The sequence below is a fragment of the Dongia sp. agr-C8 genome, assembly GCF_054658695.1.
In genome coordinates, this window is sequence record NZ_BAAGHZ010000002.1 from 773,320 (window position 1) to 790,073 (window position 16,754).

15 protein-coding genes are annotated in these 16,754 nt (G+C 65.8%); 1 reads left to right on the forward strand and 14 read right to left on the reverse strand.

Annotation, left to right across the window (positions count from 1 at the left end; translation table 11 throughout):
- The first annotated feature begins 150 nt into the window (after positions 1 to 150).
- Positions 151 to 1,392 (forward strand): EAL domain-containing response regulator, encoded by a 1,242-nt coding sequence (locus ACYQ4T_RS11175; protein ID WP_459853804.1) that lies wholly within the window; start codon positions 151 to 153, stop codon positions 1,390 to 1,392.
- Between the two features lie 9 nt (positions 1,393 to 1,401).
- Here ACYQ4T_RS11175 and ACYQ4T_RS11180 read toward each other — a convergent pair whose 3' ends face one another.
- The 14 genes from ACYQ4T_RS11180 to ACYQ4T_RS11245 form a co-directional block, all read right to left on the reverse strand.
- Positions 1,402 to 3,048, reverse strand: a complete 1,647-nt coding sequence (locus ACYQ4T_RS11180) for an FGGY-family carbohydrate kinase (RefSeq protein WP_459853807.1) — start codon at positions 3,046 to 3,048, stop codon at positions 1,402 to 1,404.
- 78 nt (positions 3,049 to 3,126) lie between these two features.
- Positions 3,127 to 3,900, reverse strand: coding sequence for an SDR family NAD(P)-dependent oxidoreductase (locus ACYQ4T_RS11185; protein ID WP_459853809.1), 774 nt, complete (start codon positions 3,898 to 3,900; stop codon positions 3,127 to 3,129).
- A gap of 30 nt (positions 3,901 to 3,930) precedes the next feature.
- Entirely contained in the window at positions 3,931 to 4,716 is a 786-nt protein-coding gene (locus tag ACYQ4T_RS11190; RefSeq protein ID WP_459853812.1) for an L-iditol 2-dehydrogenase, read from the reverse strand.
- Positions 4,713 to 5,717 (reverse strand): ABC transporter ATP-binding protein, encoded by a 1,005-nt coding sequence (locus ACYQ4T_RS11195; protein ID WP_459853815.1) that lies wholly within the window; start codon positions 5,715 to 5,717, stop codon positions 4,713 to 4,715. The genes ACYQ4T_RS11190 and ACYQ4T_RS11195 overlap by 4 nt, the downstream gene beginning before the upstream one ends.
- A gap of 22 nt (positions 5,718 to 5,739) precedes the next feature.
- Positions 5,740 to 6,570, reverse strand: a complete 831-nt coding sequence (locus ACYQ4T_RS11200; protein ID WP_459853817.1) for a carbohydrate ABC transporter permease — start codon at positions 6,568 to 6,570, stop codon at positions 5,740 to 5,742.
- A gap of 3 nt (positions 6,571 to 6,573) precedes the next feature.
- Complete coding sequence (locus ACYQ4T_RS11205) at positions 6,574 to 7,446, reverse strand: carbohydrate ABC transporter permease (RefSeq protein WP_459853820.1); 873 nt, start codon at positions 7,444 to 7,446, stop codon at positions 6,574 to 6,576.
- Between the two features lie 126 nt (positions 7,447 to 7,572).
- Entirely contained in the window at positions 7,573 to 8,886 is a 1,314-nt protein-coding gene (locus ACYQ4T_RS11210) for an ABC transporter substrate-binding protein (protein WP_459853822.1), read from the reverse strand.
- Between the two features lie 223 nt (positions 8,887 to 9,109).
- Entirely contained in the window at positions 9,110 to 9,727 is a 618-nt protein-coding gene (locus ACYQ4T_RS11215; protein WP_459853824.1) for a superoxide dismutase, read from the reverse strand.
- Positions 9,728 to 9,915: 188 nt separating this feature from the next.
- Positions 9,916 to 10,866, reverse strand: a complete 951-nt coding sequence (locus ACYQ4T_RS11220) for a sugar-binding transcriptional regulator (protein WP_459853827.1) — start codon at positions 10,864 to 10,866, stop codon at positions 9,916 to 9,918.
- 7 nt (positions 10,867 to 10,873) lie between these two features.
- Positions 10,874 to 11,536: an HAD family hydrolase gene (locus ACYQ4T_RS11225; RefSeq protein ID WP_459853829.1), complete on the reverse strand. Its 663-nt coding sequence runs from the start codon at positions 11,534 to 11,536 to the stop codon at positions 10,874 to 10,876.
- Between the two features lie 83 nt (positions 11,537 to 11,619).
- On the reverse strand, positions 11,620 to 11,973 hold the full coding sequence (locus tag ACYQ4T_RS11230; protein ID WP_459853831.1) for a Rap1a/Tai family immunity protein: 354 nt from the start codon (positions 11,971 to 11,973) through the stop codon (positions 11,620 to 11,622).
- The gene (pseI, locus tag ACYQ4T_RS11235; protein WP_459853833.1) at positions 11,970 to 13,019 is read right to left on the reverse strand and encodes a pseudaminic acid synthase; all 1,050 of its coding nucleotides are present in this window, start codon (positions 13,017 to 13,019) and stop codon (positions 11,970 to 11,972) included. Before pseI ends, ACYQ4T_RS11230 begins: the two co-directional genes overlap by 4 nt.
- A gap of 21 nt (positions 13,020 to 13,040) precedes the next feature.
- On the reverse strand, positions 13,041 to 15,284 hold the full coding sequence (pseG, locus tag ACYQ4T_RS11240; protein WP_459853836.1) for a UDP-2,4-diacetamido-2,4,6-trideoxy-beta-L-altropyranose hydrolase: 2,244 nt from the start codon (positions 15,282 to 15,284) through the stop codon (positions 13,041 to 13,043).
- A 32-nt stretch (positions 15,285 to 15,316) separates the two neighbouring features.
- A complete protein-coding gene (locus tag ACYQ4T_RS11245) occupies positions 15,317 to 16,696 on the reverse strand; it encodes a surface carbohydrate biosynthesis protein (protein ID WP_459853839.1) in 1,380 nt (459 codons plus the stop codon).
- Positions 16,697 to 16,754 lie beyond the last annotated feature (58 nt).

Genomic DNA, 16,754 nt, shown 5'->3' on the forward strand with positions numbered 1-16,754 from the left:
CGGCCACGGCTCCCCGCCGGAGTTCTCGTCATTCGCTGAGCCCCGTGCTAGGAGCAGCATCCTCCGACCTGCTATCGATGATAACAAGTTGTTAAGATTCGTACCCCTAGCCTGACGGGCGCATCGAAGACAACCGCGGCGGGTCCCCCGATGGAAGCAGCCGGCCAGAATCGTCCCATCACCCTGATCGTCGATGACGAGCCCGGTATCCGGAATTTCGTGCAGCACGTCGCCGAATCCGTCGGCATGCAAGCGGTGGGCGCGGTCTCCGGCAGCGATGCGCTCAACAAGCTGAAGACGCTCTCGCCGACCATCATCGTCATGGACATGCAGATGCCCAATGGCGACGGCGTCCAGCTGATCCAGGGCCTCGCCGGGCTCGGCATCCAGGCGAAGATCGTGATCATCTCCGGCGCCGACACGCGCCTCCTGGAGGTGAGCGCCGAGATCGCGCGGCAGCGCGGACTCGACATCGGCGCGGTGCTGCACAAGCCGGTGCGCTTCGAGGAACTCCGGCGCACGCTCTCCGATCTTTACAGCACCACCATGCCGTTCTCGGCCGCGACCCTTCGGGGTATCATCGACGGCGATGCGCCGATCCTGCATTACCAGCCGAAGATCCGGTTGAGCGATGCCGCCTTCTGCGGCGTCGAGGCGCTGCTGCGCTGCCGCGACGCCGCCGATCGGCCGGTGGCACCGGAGCTCGCGATCTCGATCGCCGAGGAGGCTGGGTTGATGCCCGCGCTCAACGACCGCATCTTCCGCGCGGCGATCGAGCAGCGCCGCCAGTGGAGCGAAAGCGGGCGCGAGCTCGACGTTGCCATCAACCTCTGCGCCAGCGTCTCCTTCGAGCAGGATCTCCCCGATCGCCTGGCCGCGATCTGCGCCGAGCACAAGGTTCCCAACACCGCGATCACCCTGGAGATGACCGAGCGCGCGCTGGAGCGCGACAATCTGGTGGCCATGGAGACCATGACCCGCCTGCGGCTTATGGGTTTCCGCCTCTCGATCGATGATTTCGGCACCGGCCATTCCTCGCTGGTGCGCCTGCGGCAGATGCCGTTCTCGGAGCTCAAGATCGATCGCTCCTTCGTCATCAAACTCGAACGCTCGGCGGAGAACGCGGTGATCGTGCGATCGCTGGCGCAACTCGCGCAGAATCTCGAGATGCGCTGCGTGATCGAGGGCATCGAGGATGCCTATGCGCTGAAGTTCGCGACCCAGCTCGGCTGCAACGAAGCCCAGGGCTTTCACATCGCCCGGCCGATGGCGCCCTCGGAGATTCGCGAGTTCGAGCTGACCTGGCGCTGGCGGCGGTCATCGATCGAGACGCCGGTCGACCATCCCGCTGCCGCCCAGGCGAAGGCCGAGGGACTCAAGCCGGGCGCCTGAGGCCGGCCTTCATAACGTCTTCATGAGTGCGCGACTCTCGCGGTCGAGCTCCTGCAGCAAGCGGTGCACCTTGCGCTTGGCGGCATGGAAACCGGCGAGCGCCGGATTCGGCGCCGCGATCTCGCCGATCTTCGACATGGCGTGCATCGCGGAATCGAGCGAGGGATAGACGCCGCCCGCAACCGCACCCAGCATCGCCGATCCGAGCAGCACCGGCTCGGGCGTCGCCGGCAGCGCCACTGCGAGGCCGGTGGTGTCGGCCATGATCTGCCGCACCAGCGGGCTCTTCGCGGCGCCACCGCTGATCACCATCAGGCCGCACTGGATCTCCTGCGCGCGCATCGCATCGACCACGTCGGCCAGGCCATAAGCGAGGCCGCAGAGGCCGGCGACATAGAGCTGTTCCAGGCTCTCGATCGTGCGCTCGAGGTCGAGGCCGGCGATGATCGCCCGGGCGTCGGGATCGGCGAAGGGCGAGCGGTTGCCGAGAAACTCCGGCAGGACATGGTATTCCCTGGCCAGCCGCGCAGCGTCCGAAAGCGACGGACTCCGCGCCAGCACCCGGTGCTCGAGAAGCTCCAGGATGCCTTGTCCCGCCTTCTCCGCAACGGCCTCGGCTTCGCCGAAGGCCGGATGCGCGCGCACCAGATGGTCGATTCCGGCGCCGGCCGCCGACTGGCCGCCTTCGTTCAGCCAGCGCCCGGGCAGCATCGCGGAATAGTATGGCCCCCAGACGCCCGGCACGAAACGCGGCTCGGCGGTCGAGGCCATGATGCAAGCCGAGGTGCCCATGATGTAGGCGAGACGATCCAGTGCATCGACGGTCTCGTGCCCATGGCCGCAGACACTGCCGCCGATCGTACCGACCGCGCCGGCATGGGCGTCGATCAGCGAGGCGGCGACCGGCGTGCCGGCGCTTAAGCCGAGATCGGCGGCGGCCTGCGCCGTCAGACCGCGCCCAAGCGCCGTCGCCGGCTCGACGATGCGGTTGCCGATGCGCGCGTGGTTGTCGGTGATGAGTTCCGCGAGGCCGACTTCACGGAAATAGTCGTCGTCCCAGCCGTCGTCATGAGCGAGATAGGTCCATTTGCAGGTGACGGTGCAGATCGATCGGGCGGCATCGCCGCTGGCGCGATAGGTGAGATAGTCGGCGAGATCGAAATACTGGGACGCGGCGGCATAGGTTTCCGGCAGCTGCTCCTTCAGCCAGAGCAGCTTCGGCGTCTCCATTTCCGGCGAGATGATGCCGCCGACATGGCGCAGCACCGCGTGGCCGGTCTTGCTGATCCGCTCCGCCTGCTGGGTCGCGCGGTGATCCATCCAGACGATGACGTTGCGCCGTGGATCGCCGGAGCGGCTGACGGTGAGCGGCCGGTCGCCGTCGGCCAGGGCGACCAGCGAGCAGGTGGCGTCGAAGCCGATGCCGCCGATGGCATCGGGGGCAAGCTTCGCTTCGGCCATGGCGGCTCGGATCGCGGTCGCACAGGCCCGCCAGATGTCCTCGGAAGACTGCTCGACGATGTCGCCGGGCTCGTGCCAGATCAGGATTGGATGCTTCGCCGTCGCCAGCAAGCTGCCGGCTCCATCGAAGATCCCGGCTCTCGCACTTGTCGTGCCGACATCGACGCCGATGAAGGCTCGCCCGCTCTCCCCCACGCCTGCTTCCCCTCGACCCGGTTTGTTGCGCCGATCTTAGAGGGTGTAGCGGCGGGAGGGAAAGGGCGCTTGCGGCGCCTACCAGCAGGTATAGCCGCCGTCGGCCAGGACGATGCTGCCGGTCAGCAGGCTGGCGGCGTCGGAGGCCAGGAACAGCACCACCGAGGCGATCTCCTCGACCTCGCCCAGGCGCGCCATCGGCGTGCCGCCGATCCAGGCGTTGTACATGTCCGGCTTGGACTTCACGAACTCGTTCAGGGGCGTCGCGATATAGGTCGGGGCAACCGCGTTGACCCTGACGCCGCGCGCACCCCACTCCGCCGCCAGCGACTTGGTCAGGTGATGCACCGCCGCCTTGGACGCGTTGTAGTAGGACTGCTCCTGCGGCTTGTTGACGATGAAACCGGACATCGAGCCGATGTTGACGATGGTGCCTGACTTCCGCGCCAGCATATGCTTGCCGAACTCGCGGCAGCACCAGAAGGTGCCGTTCAGGTTCACGTCGATCACATTCAGCCAATGCTCGTCGGTGACCGTCTCGGCCGGGGTCTCGCTGCGGGCGATGCCGGCGTTGTTGACCAGGATGTCGATCTTGCCGTGCCGCTTCACCACGTCGTTGGCGACCTTGCCGACCTGGTCGGTCTTGGTCACATCCATCAGCACCGTTTCGACGTCATAGCCCTTGGCCTTCATCGCCTTCTGGCCTTCGGCGGCCACCGCGGCATCGAAATCGGCGATGATGACCTTGGCGCCGGCCTCGGCCAGCGCCTCGACGCAGGCCAGGCCGATGGCGCGGCCACCGCCGGTCACCAGGGCGTTGCGTCCGTTGAGCTTGAATTTGTCGAGATACATGATGCTTCTCTTATGGCTTCGGGGAGTAGTTCAGCTCATCCAGTTGCCGCCATCGACGTTGAGCGTCTGGGCGACCACGTAGTCGGAATCGGATGAGGCGAGGAAGACGGCGGCGCCGGTATGGTCGTCGGGCAGACCCATGCGGCCGAAGGGCACAGCCTCGCCGACCAGGCGCTTCTTCTCGCCGATCGGACGTCCTTCGTATTTCGCGAACAGAGCATCGACGCGCTCCCACATCGGGGTGTCGACCACGCCCGGCGCGATGCCGTTGACATTGATGCGGTGCTTGATGAGGCCGAGGCCGGCGGACTGGGTGAGGCTGATGACCGCCGCCTTGGTCGCGCAATAGACCGCGACCAGCGGCTCGCCCCGGCGGCCGGCCTGGGAGGCGATGTTGATGATCTTGCCCCGCCGTTCGGGCGCGGCCTCGTTCTGGGCGATCATCCGCTTCGCCACGGACTGCAGAGTGAAGAACAGACCCTTGGTGTTGACCGCGAACTGGCTGTCCCAGCTCTTCTCGGTCACCTCGACGATCGGCCCCATGTCGAAGATCGCCGCGTTATTGACCAGGATGTCGATGCCGCCGGCACGAGCCACGACCGCATCCACCATGGCCTCGATCGAGGCGATGCGGGTGACGTCGACCGGCAGCGAGAAGGCATCTCCGCCGATCGCCTTGGCCGTTGCCAGCGCGTCGTCGGCCAAGAGATCGGCGATCACAACCTGGGCGCCCTCCGCGGCGTAGCGCGTTGCGATGGCGGCGCCGATGCCGCGGGCGCCTCCGGTGATGACGGCGACCTTGCCCTCCAGCTTCATGCGGCGAGTGTCCTGCCCTCGGGGTCGAAGCGATGGATGCGCCGTTCGTCGGGGCGCAGCCGAATGCGGTCGCCGACCCGGATTCCCATCTCGCCGACGGTGCGCGCGGTGAGCGTCCCGATCTGGGGCACGTCCACATAGACGAAGGTGTCGCTGCCGAGATGCTCCGCCACGCCGACCGTGCCTTCCCAACCGTCGCCATCACGCCCCACCGTGATGTGCTCCGGGCGGACGCCGATGGTGGCCGCACCGAACTGCCCGGCCACCTGCTTGCCGATGAAGTTCATCTTCGGCGAGCCGATGAAGCCCGCGACGAAGAGATTGGCCGGATGCTCGTAGAGCTCCAGCGGCGAGCCGTATTGCTCGATCCGGCCGGCGTTCAGCACCACGATGCGGTCGGCCATGGTCATGGCCTCGACCTGGTCGTGAGTCACGTAGATCGCCGTGGTGGCCAGTTGGCGCTGCAGCCGCGTCACCTCCTGGCGCATCTGCACGCGCAGGGCAGCGTCGAGGTTGGACAGGGGCTCGTCGAACAGGAAGGCCTTGGGTTCGCGCACGATGGCGCGGCCGATCGCGACGCGCTGGCGCTGGCCGCCGGAGAGGTCGCGCGGCTTGCGCTCGAGATAGGGTGTCAGATTGAGGATCGAGGCGGCGCTTTCGACCTTGCGGTCGATCTCCGCCTTCGGCGTCCCGGCCATCTTGAGGCCGAAGGCGATGTTGCCGCGGACGCTCATATGCGGATAGAGCGCGTAGGACTGGAACACCATGGAGAGGCCGCGCTTGGCCGGCGGCACATTGGTGACGTCGGCGCCGTCGATCAGGATGCGGCCGCCGGTAACGTCCTCCAGCCCGGCGATCAAGCGAAGCAAAGTGGTCTTGCCGCAGCCCGAAGGGCCGACGAAGACCACGAAGGATCCGTCGTCGATCTCCAGCGAGGCGCCCTGGATGATCTTGGTGGCGCCGAAGGCCTTCTCGACGTTTTCCAGAGTGATGCTGCCCATCTGCCGGTTCCCCTGTGTCTTCTTATTTCACGGCGCCGAAGGTGAGGCCGCGCACCAGCTGCTTCTGGCTGAACCAACCGAGAATGAGGATCGGTGCGATGGCCAAGGTCGAGGCGGCCGAGAGCTTGGCCCAGAACAGACCTTCCGGGCTCGAATATGAGGCGATGAAGGTGGTGAGCGGCGCCGCGGCCGAAGTCGAAAGGTTGAGCGTCCAGAAGGCCTCGTTCCAGGCCAGGATCACGTTCAGGAGCAAGGTCGAGGCGATGCCGGGCAAGGCCATCGGCGTCAGCACGAAGAAGAGCTCCTTGGCGATGGTGGCGCCATCCATGCGTGCCGCCTCGAGGATGTCCTTGGGGATTTCCTTGAAATAGGTGAACAGCATCCAGATCACGATCGGCAGGTTGCCGAGGCAGAGCACGACCACCAGGCCGAATTTGGTGTCGAGCAGGCCGAAGTCGCGGTAGATGAGATAGATCGGCACCAGCACGCCGACCGCCGGCATCATCTTGGTGGAGAGCATCCAGAGCAGGATGTCCTTGGTGCGCTTGGTGGGCGCGAAGGCCATGGCCCAGGCGGCCGGGATCGCAATCAGCATGGCGACCAGCGTCGAGCCGCCGGCGGTGACGATCGAGTTGATCGCATGCAGCATGTAGTCGCTGCGCTCCTGGACCACGCCGTAGTTCTCCGTGGTCCAGTGGAAGAACAGGAATTGCGGCGGGATCGCGAAGGCGTCGAGCTCGGTCTTGAAGCTGGTCAGCATCATCCAGAGGATCGGGAAGAAGATGATGAAACCGACCAGCCAAGCCGCGGCGGTGCTCACCACCATCCTGGTGCCGGTGACTTTGCGTGCCATGGCTCAGGCCTCCAGGTTCCGTCCGACGATGCGGACCAGGAAGAAGGCGAGGATGTTGGCGATCACCACGGCGACCAGACCGCCGGCCGAAGCACTGCCGACGTCGAATTGCAGCAGGGCCGCCTGGTAGATCAGGAAGGCGAGATTCGTGGTCTGCAGGCCGGGGCCGCCGCCGGTGGTGACGAAAATCTCTGCGAAGACCGTCAGCAGGAAGATGGTCTCGATCAGGATCACGACCGTGATCGGCCGCGCGAGGTGCGGGATGGTGATGTAGAAGAAGGTCGAGATCGCCCCCGCCCCGTCCATCTCCGCCGCTTCCTTCTGCTCCTCATCGAGCGACTGCAGGGCGGTCAGCAGGATCAGGGTTGCGAAGGGCAGCCATTGCCAGGCGACGATCAGGATCACCGAGAGCATCGGCACCTCGGCGAACCAGTCGATCGGCTCCAAGCCGACCAGGGTCATCAGCCAGGCGAACAGGCCGGAGACCGGGTGCATCAGCAGGTTCTTCCAGACCAGCGCGCTGACGGTCGGCATGACGAAGAAGGGCGCGATCACCATCAGGCGCACGATATTGCGGCCGTAGATCGGCAGGTTCATCAGCAGGGCGATGAAGGTGCCCAGCACGATGGTGATCAGCAGCACCGAGCCGACCAGAACCAGCGTGTTGAACAGCGCCGTGAAGAAGGCCGGGTCGGTCAGGAAGTATTCGAAATTGTCGAGGCCGGCGAAACTCTCCTCGCCGGGATTGAGCAGGTTCTTGTACTGGAGCGAGAAGTAGATCGTCATTGCCAGCGGGACGATCATCCAGACGAAGAGCAGCCCGACCGCCGGTGCGATCAGGACCCGGCCCAAGGTGCGTGTCTGTTGTGTCGCCATGACAGAAGTTCCCCTGGGCTTCGTCACCGAAACAAGGCGGCCATCCGACCGGGTGCGTGGTCGGTCGGATGGCCCTAGGTCACCGGGTGGAGTTTACCCGGTCCACGATGAAGTGGGAGGCTTGCCTTACTTGATGTAGCCGGCACGCTTCATCTCTCGCTCCACCGCCTTCTGCGCCGCCGCGAGCGCTGCATCGACGGTGGTGGCACCGCTGAGCGCCGCGGAGAATTGCTGGCCGACGGTGGTGCCGAGGCCCTGGAACTCCGGAATGGCGGCGTATTGCACGCCGACATAGGGCACCGGCTTCACGGTCGGATGGCTGGGATCGGCCGAGTTGATCGAGTCGATGGTCATCTTCGCGAAGGCCGCGGCCTTGGTGTATTCTGGGTTGTTGTAGAGCGAGGTGCGGGTGCCCGGCGGCACGTTGGCCCAGCCTTCCTTCGAGGCGACGAGCTCGGTGTAGCCCTTGCTGGTCGCCCAGGCGACGAACTTCTCCGCGGCTTCCGTCTTCTGCGAGCCCGCCGGAATGGCGAGGCTCCAGGCCCAGAGCCAGTTGGCGTTCTTGCCGAGGCCCTTGTTCGGGGCCAGCGCGAAGCCGACCTTGTCGGCGACCTTGGAATCCTTCGGGTTGGTCACAAAGGAGGCCGCCACCGTCGCGTCGATCCACATGCCGCACTTGCCGGCATTGAACAGCGCGAGATTCTCATTGAAGCCGTTGGAGCTGGCGCCCGGAGGGCCCGCTTCCTTCATCAGGTTGACGTAGGTGGTGAGCGTGTCCTTCCATTCCGGCGAATTGAATTGGGGCTCCCACTTCTCGTCGAACCAGCGGGCGCCGAAGGAGTTGGACATGGCGGTCAGAAAGGCCATGTTCTCGCCCCATCCGGCCTTGCCGCGCAGGCAGATGCCGTAGACGTCATTCGCCTTGTCGGTCATCTTCTTCGCCGCATCGATGACGAAGTCCCAGGTCGGGCTGTCCGGCATCTTCAGGCCGGCCTTCTCCATCAGGTCGGTGCGGTACATGATCATCGAGCTTTCGCCGTAGAACGGCGCGGCGTAGAGCTTGCCATCGACCGAGAGCGCGTCGCGGATCTTCGGCAGCAGGTCATCGACGTCGTAATCGGCCGGCAGCTTGTCGAGCGCCACCAGCCAGTTCTTCTTGGCCCAGATCGGCACTTCATAGGTGCCGATGGTCAGAACGTCGAACTGCCCGCCCTTGGTGGCGATGTCGGTGGTCACCTTCTGGCGGAGCACGTTCTCCTCCAGGGTCACCCATTTCACCTTGATGTCGGGGTTCTTGCCCTCGAAGTCCGAGGTCAGGCCCTGCATGCGGATCATGTCGCCGTTATTGACCGTGGCGACGGTCAGCGTGGTTTCCGCGAAGGCGGGCATTGCCGCAAGCAGCGCAGCCGCACTGAGTGCGGCTCCGATCAACCGTTTCATTTTATCCTCCCAGTTACCGTCGTGAGTGTTTGCTCCGACATTGAGCATACGCTCACACCCCGGCGCAGCGGAGTCAATGGCAATTCGATGACGCGCCGCAGCATAGAAAAAGGCCGGTGGATCGCTCCACCGGCCTCCGTGCTGGCACCGGACCCGCGGGTCAAGCCCGCGGGTGACGGCCTATTTCGTCATGCGCGGACTTGATCCGCGCATCTCGCGCGGGCTACTGCGCGGCCTTCAGCGACTTCGCGGCTTTGAGCTGCTGCGCAACGAAGTCCCAGTTGACGATGTTGTTCAGCACCGACTCGGCGAACTTCGGGCGTGCGTTGCGATAATCGATGTAATAGGCGTGCTCCCAGACATCCAAGGTCAGGAGCGGCGTGACACCGTCATGGACGACCGGCGTGTCCGCGTCGTGGTAGGAGGTGACAGCGAGCTTGCCGTCCTTCACCACCAGCCAGGCCCAGCCGCTGGCGAAATGGCCCACCGCCTCTTCCTGCAGCTTCTTCAGCAGCGCTTCCAGCGAGCCGAAGGTGTTGTCGATCTGCGTCTTCAGCTCGCCCTCGGGCTTCTTGCCGGGGGCCGCGAGGCAGTTCCAGAAGAAGCTGTGGTTCCAGATCTGCGCCGTGTTGTTGAACAGCGGCTTGTCGCCCGCCTTCGCGGCCGCGCGGATGATCTCCTCGAGCGGCTTCTTGGCGAGATCCTTGCCCTCGAGCAGCGAGTTCGCCTTGTCGACATAGGCCTTGTGATGCTTGCCGTGGTGATATTCCAGCGTCTCGCGCGACATATGCGGCGCGAGGGCATCGATCGCGAACGGCAGCGGGGGAAGTTCGAGGGCCATGGATGATCCTTTCCGGGAGCTGTGGTGGCAGGAACACAGTCGCGGCAGCCTTCGGGGGACGATGAGGGCTGCGCGATCCAAGCGTCCTAGCCCAGAGATAAGTCAGCCACAATCACCCGAGGGTATCAGTCTCGGCATGGCTGCGATGCATCAGGGTGCCAGCAACTGGCGCGGGACTTGAGCGGAGCCTAGGCTTTCAACAGGGCCTGCGCCGTGGCCTCGTCGGTGATGAGGCCGTTGACGATGCGGCCGATGAGTGCGGCGCGGATCGGCACGACTTTGGAGGCGCCGAGCGCCGCGGCAACTGTCAGATTCTTGGCCGGGATCGGCAGCGGCATGCTGGTCAGGCGCTTGTTGGTGCCGCCGTTGATCACCCGGCCCTCGGCATCGATTGCCCAAGCCGTCACCTCGCCCACCGCGCCGAGCCGGAGCATTTCCAGCAGCTGGTCGCGGGTCACAAAGCCGTCGCGGTAGACCTGGGCATCCTGGTCGAGCTGGCCGATGCCGACCAGGCGCAGGTCCGCCTTCTCGGCGAGCGCGCGGACCCGCGAGACCGGCGCGATCTTCAGAACCTGCTGGCGTTCGGCGTCGGATGCCAGGAACACCGGCAGCGGCACCGGATAGTGCCGCGCCTTGGTGAGGTCGGCGAGCCGCGCCAGGGTGTCGAAGAAGCTGGCCGAACCGTCCGGCGAGATGTTGCCGACCAGCGAGACCAACTGATGGTTCGGGCAGTCCATCGGCGGCACTTGCTCGACCGCGGCCCGCATGGTGCGGCCGGTGCCGATCGCGATGATGGCCGGCTTCTCGGCGCGCAAGGTGGATTCCAGCAGAGCCGCGGCGCGGTTCGCGACCCCGGTCACGGCATTGGGCGCGACGGAATCGGTCGGCACCACCTCGCAGAGGCGCAAGGTATATCTTTCGGTGAGCCGGGCCGCCAGCTCCATGCAGGCCGCGATCGGGTGTTCCAGCTTGAAGGTGATAAGCCGCTCGGAGAGACAGAGCGAGACCAGGCGCTGGGCCGTGGCCCGGCTGACCTTCAGCTTCTTGGCGATCTCGTCCTGGGTATTGCCGGCGATGTAATAGAGCCAGCCGGCGCGCGCCGCGTCTTCGAGCTTGGATCGTTCGTTGTCGGCCGCCATCGCAGGATCACGAGGTCAGAGAGCGTTTGAGGTCGCTCATCTTATCGAAGACCTGCGCGGCACCGGAAGCCTCCAAAGCGGCCCGACCCTCCCGGCCCGCATAATGGGCGCCGCCGGTGAAGCCCCAGACGGTCATGCCGGCCGCCTGGGCGGCGATGACGCCGGCGACGCTGTCCTCGATCACCAGCGCGCGTTCCGGGGCGACGCCCATGACCGCGGCGGCGTGCAGGAAGAGATCCGGCGCCGGCTTGCCCCGCTTCACCATCTGCGAGGTGAAGACATGGCCGCCGAAGAACTCGGTCAGCTTCGCCAGCGAGAGCGAAAAGGTGACGCGGTCGAGATCGCTGGATGAGGCGATGCAGACCGGCGTCTGCAGGCTCTTCAGGAGATCGATCACGCCCGGCATGGCCGCGAGCGAGGCCGAGAAGGCCAGGCGGATCGCCGCCTCCCACTTCGCGCGGAAGTCCCCGGGCACCGGCTCGTTGCGCCAAACGCGATACTGATCGGCGACGGTCTGGAAATTGCGCCCGAGGAAGCGCTGATAGACCTCGGCGAGGTCGATCTCGATGTCATGCTGGCGCAACAGCGTGAGCAGGCAGCCGCAGCTCAGGATCTCGCTGTCCACCACCACGCCATCGCAATCGAAGATGATGAGATCGAACCCGCTCATAGCCTCGGGCGCCCCCTTGCCCGGCTTGTTCCCGCGCGGAATTAGATCATATGCCCAAGAGCTGGGCAATCACCCGTGAAAGTTCATCGGCAGGGAAAGCGCTCGGTCATCGCGGTGACGATTCCGGAGATTGCGGGTTTGGCCTTTTCGCCCGGATTGGTCGACTCCCAGAGACGGAATGCGAGGCTCATGTCGTCGGCGCTGAGACCGCTCTTGGGATAACAGAACGGGATCTTCGCGCCGTATTGCATCGCCGAGGTCTTGAAGGCGTCCATGACGCCGAGCAGGTAGGAGCCGCACATCTGTCGATCCGGAAGCTCGTGGCTCTTGCAGATCTCCGCCAGCATGTCGACGGTCATCTCGGCCGACGCCGGGCGGGCCAACACGATGGAAGCGGAGAGGCAGAACAGGGTGACCGTCGCGATGCGCCGCATCATGATTGCACCATGGACCAGTCGAGGGGCTGTCCGCGCTTCAGCGCCTTCGCCGCCTTCTTGCCGAGCACGGCTTCCAGATGCTTGGGTGCGAGACCTTTGCCGGGCCGGATCGAGCGGACATGCGCCTCGGTGATCGGCTCGCCCGCGGCAAGATCCTTCACCACATAGAGCGAACGGCGCAACGGCCGGATCGCGCGCTCGCTGGGCGAGACCTGATAATGGACGCGGCCGAGCGCCTCGAAGGCGGTGCGACAATCCTCCACCAGTCGCTTCAATTCCTCCGGCTCGAGGCTGAAATCGGAATCGACGCCGCCATCGGCGCGGCGCAAGGTGACGTGTTTCTCGATCGCACAGGCGCCCAATGCCACCGCGGCGACCGGCACCGCCGTGCCGTAGGTATGGTCGGAGAGCCCGACCAGGCAGTCGAATTTCGCCGCCATATCGGGAATGGTGCGCAGGTTGCTCTCCGAGGCCGGGGTGGGGTAGCCGCTGGTGCATTGGAGCAGGATGAGATCCTTGCAGCCGCCGGCGCGGGCCGCCGCGACCGCCTCCTCGATCTCCGAGATTTCCGAAGCGCCGGTCGAGACGATCATGGGCTTGCCCGTCGCGGCGATACGCCGGATGAGCGCGATGTCGCCGGTCTCCAGCGAGGCCACCTTGTAGGCGGGCGCATCCAAGGACTGCAGCAGGTCCACAGCGGTCGCGTCGAAGGCGGAGCTGAAAATCGTGATACCGATCTCCTTCGCGCGCCGGAACAGCGGTGCGTGCCATTCCCAGGGCATGGCGGCGGATTGATAGAGCTCGTAGAGCCGGCGGCCGGCCCAGAGGCCCTCGTTCAAGAGAAACTCCGGCCCGTCGTGATCGATGGTGATGGTGTCGGCCTTGTAGGTCTGCAGCTTGATCGCATCGGCGCCGGAGGCCTTGGCCATGTCGACGATCGCCAGCGCGCGGTCGAGGCTGCCGTTATGGTTGGCCGACATCTCGGCGATGATATAGGGCGGCTCGCCGGGGCCGATCTTGCGCCCCGCGATTGAAATCGTGCCCATCGGTCTCAAACCTCCCAAGCCCTAGTCCAGATTGCCCAGATGGAAATAGCCGTCCGGCCCCAGGGCGTAGCCGCAACCGCGGAATAGCGCAAGCGACGCCGCGTTCTCGGCCAGGACCTTGGCATAGAAATGCGCTCCCGGCGCCAGGCTGCGCGCCGCCTTCAGCAGGGCCGAACCGATGCCGCGCCCCTGCTGCCCCGGGGCGGCGGCGATCGAGACCACGTATTGGGAGCGATCCTTGTCGGCGCCGAACCAGTCGAGCCGGACGAAGCCAGCTGGCTTGTTTCCGGCTTCGCCGATCAGCAGCAGGTCGCGTCCATTCTCCAGCTTGGCCTTGAGCCAGCGGCCATGGTCCTCGAAGGAGAAGGGCATCCGGTTCAACGCAAAGCGCCGCGTTTCCGGCGCCTGTTGCCAATCATAGAGCATTTGCGCATCCGCCATCTCGGCCAGCCTCAGATTGAGCGGCGTACCATCCCTCAGGCGCGCGGCCGGCACGACGGCGGCCGCAAGGCGCAGGGCACCGCGCCCATCGCAAAGCGCGAGGGCCGCCTCATGCAGGCGCCGGTAGAGATCGGGATCATGGCGCAGGCGGTCGAGCTGGGCGCGCAATTCGGCCGCGACCTTGTCCTCCGCGTCGGCCGGCAGGAAGCCGCAGATCAAAGCCGCGCCCCGCGCCGCCACCGTCTCGGCATTGATCTTCTGGTTGGGGGCAATGCCGACCAGCAGGCTCGGCAGGCCGAGGCAGGCGCGCTCCCAGGTCCCGGTCCCCGGCGCACCGATGACGAGATCGGCCTTCGCCATGGTCGTCGCGACCTCGGCCACGTCGAGCAGCATGTGGACGCGGCCGCCCATGCGCGAGGCCTGCGCGCGGACGGCATCAAGATGAGCGGCCTTGGCGCCCAGCATCACGTCGACGTGCTCGATGTCGGTCGGCTCGAGCGACTTCAGTGCGATTCCGGTGCCGTTTGCCGGATCGGTGCCGCCGAAGGCAATCAGCACGCGCGCGATCCTGCCTTGTCCGGCGATGCGCCCCGCGGCTTGCGAACGCGCGGCGGCAAACTGCGCGCGCAGGAGGGCGTTCCCGGGCCCGAGCAGGAAACGTGTCTCGGGCCGCGCGATGGCGCGATAGGCCTCCGGCAGGATGTCCGGTGCCGGGTTGAGGATGATGTCGGCGTCGGATCGCGCCGCTATGAGGTCGTCGAACACAGCAACGGTCGCACCGGCGCGCGCCATCGCGCGTTCGAGGTCGAGCGTCGCGCCATAATGGTCCACCACCAGGAGTTCGCAGCTGCCGCCGCAGGCCTGCAGGATGGCGGCCGCCTGCTCCTCCGCGGCACCGCGGGTCACGTCGATGATCGCGCCGGGCGGGGTGCTTTCCTTGAGGAAGGCGGCGGAGGTTTCGGACAGGGCCCAGAACACGCGCCAGCCGAGCTGATCGAGCAGGCTGGCGAAGGCGTTCGAGCGCATGGCATGGCCGACGCCGATCGTCCGGTCGGCCTCGAAGCGGAAGACAGCGGCCGGCGCGGAAGCCGGCTTCGCGCCGGGGCCGCCGATGCGGCGATGGGCGTTGATCGCGACGATCTCCGGATGGGCGGCGAGGATTCCGAGCACCTCGTCCATGCCGGCGATACGGTCCTGCGGCAGCAGCGGGAAGAGCGCCGCGAAGAAGTCGTAATCCTCCGGGAAGTCCAAAGTCCAGCGCTGCTGCACGGCGGGCCAGCCGGGGCCGATCAGGCTGGTCCGCCTCACGTCGGCCGTGCGGCGCAGCCAGGGCGTCACATGCTCGCGGTCGTAAGGCGCGGTGGCCGTGGCATCGGCTCGTTCCAGCGCGGCGCGGGTGAAGACCTCGCAATCCAGGCCATGCGGGTAGAGCCGCGGCATGTTGTTGGCGGCGTAGTCGGCACCGGCCTCGTCACGAAGCCGGACCACGCGGTCGCAGATGCCAGGATCGATCAGCGGGCAGTCGCTGGTGACGCGCAGCACGACATCGGCTTCCGCCAATTTCGCCGCGCCAGCATAGCGGGACAGCACATCCTCGGCCGAGCCGCGATGCACCAGCGCGCCGGCCCGCTCCGCCGCAGCGACGATGGCGCCGTCTTCTTTGCGTTCGGTGGTCGCGATCACCACCGCGTCCACCGAGGGAATGGCGCGGCAACGCCGGATCGCGTGGTCGAGCACGACGCCCTTCCCCAGCGGCTTCAGCACCTTTCCCGGCAGTCGCGTCGAACCGAAACGCGCCTGGATGATGGCGACGGTCTTGGTCATGGAGCTTCAGATACAGCGACGCCGGTCCGGCGTCACGTCCCCGTGCGGAAGTCGTAGAAGGCGCCGGCCAGCGAACGGCGGAACCGGACAAAGGGCGCCATGCGGTGGTTGCTGATCAGCAGCACCTTGCTGCCGCAATACTCGACCTCGGGCATGAGGTCGATGCCGAGCGCCTTGGCGATCTTCTGCAGCCGTCGCACCACCGCCTCGCGATCGAGGCTTGGAAAGAGCTCGGCGCGCACATTCTTGTCCGGGATGTGCCAGCGGTAGTTCTGGTCCGGGCGCCAGGAGCTGGCGCTGCCGGGCGCGCTGAAGGCCTCGCGGCGCTCAACGGCATTGACCAGCTGCTCGATGATGATCTGCGCGCCCAGCCGGTCGTCCTCGAACGACATGGCATGGTGGAAGGTATCGACCATCTGCGGCGTGTAGAGACTGGCGACGCTGCCCGACAGGATGCGCTCGGCCAGCGCCAACGTCTCCTCGACCGAGCGCGCCACCGGATTGACGCGATTGGAGAGATAGCGCTGGCAGATGGCGTTATCGAGCGGCATCACGCAGATCGCCGGCTTGCCGAGCGCGATCGCCTCGGTGCCGGTCGTGCAATTGGTGTGCACCAGCAGCGTCGAAGCCAGGATCCAAGGCACGGCGGAGCCTTCGCGGATCACCTTGATCCTCGCATCGCCGGGGAAAGCCTCGGTCCAGGTCGCAATGCGCTCGCTCGGGTGCGGGCGGATGACCAGGGTGCGATCGGGATGTGCCTTCCGGAGACCGGCCACGACCTCGATGACCGCCGCCTTGTTCGCGTTCTCCATCTCGACGATCGAGTTCACATAGGCCATGTGCTCGGTGTTGGCGGGATCGATCTTGCCGAGCCGGACCTGCTCCCTGAGGATGTCGTCCTTGCTGCCCTTCTCGGAATTGGTGAAGCCCTGGTTGGTGTTGACCAGGATGAAATCGCCATACGCACCGCGGATCTGCGCAACTTCCTCGTCGAACATCGAGCGTAAGGTGCTGCGCAGCAGGTCCCAGCGCGGGTTGAGCGCCATATGAACCTTGGCCTTGGCGGCCGGGAAGCGGGCCATGAAGGACTGGGTATTGCCCTCGCCGGCGATGAAGATCGCTTCGCTCTGTTCGACAGCCTCGGGTGCGATCCAGCGCAATTCCTCGGGCTTGGTCACCAGGCCCGGCATTTCCTCGTCGATCGCCGCCGGGAAATAACCACGTGCGCGCGCCTTGGCAAGGCTCTCGGCATCGCGGCGCGTCATGGTCTTGGAAAGATAGATGCCGCCGGGCATCCGGCGAATATTGCTCTCGATCAGCCATTTCTGGCCGATGACGACTTCGAATCCGTAGGTCAGGGCGATGACGGAAAGCAGCAGCCGGGAGTCCAGCTCCCGTGAGGCAATTTCCATCGGTAGATAGAGGAGTCTATTCATCCTGCCGAGAACGCAACCCGGAATCGTTGAACAA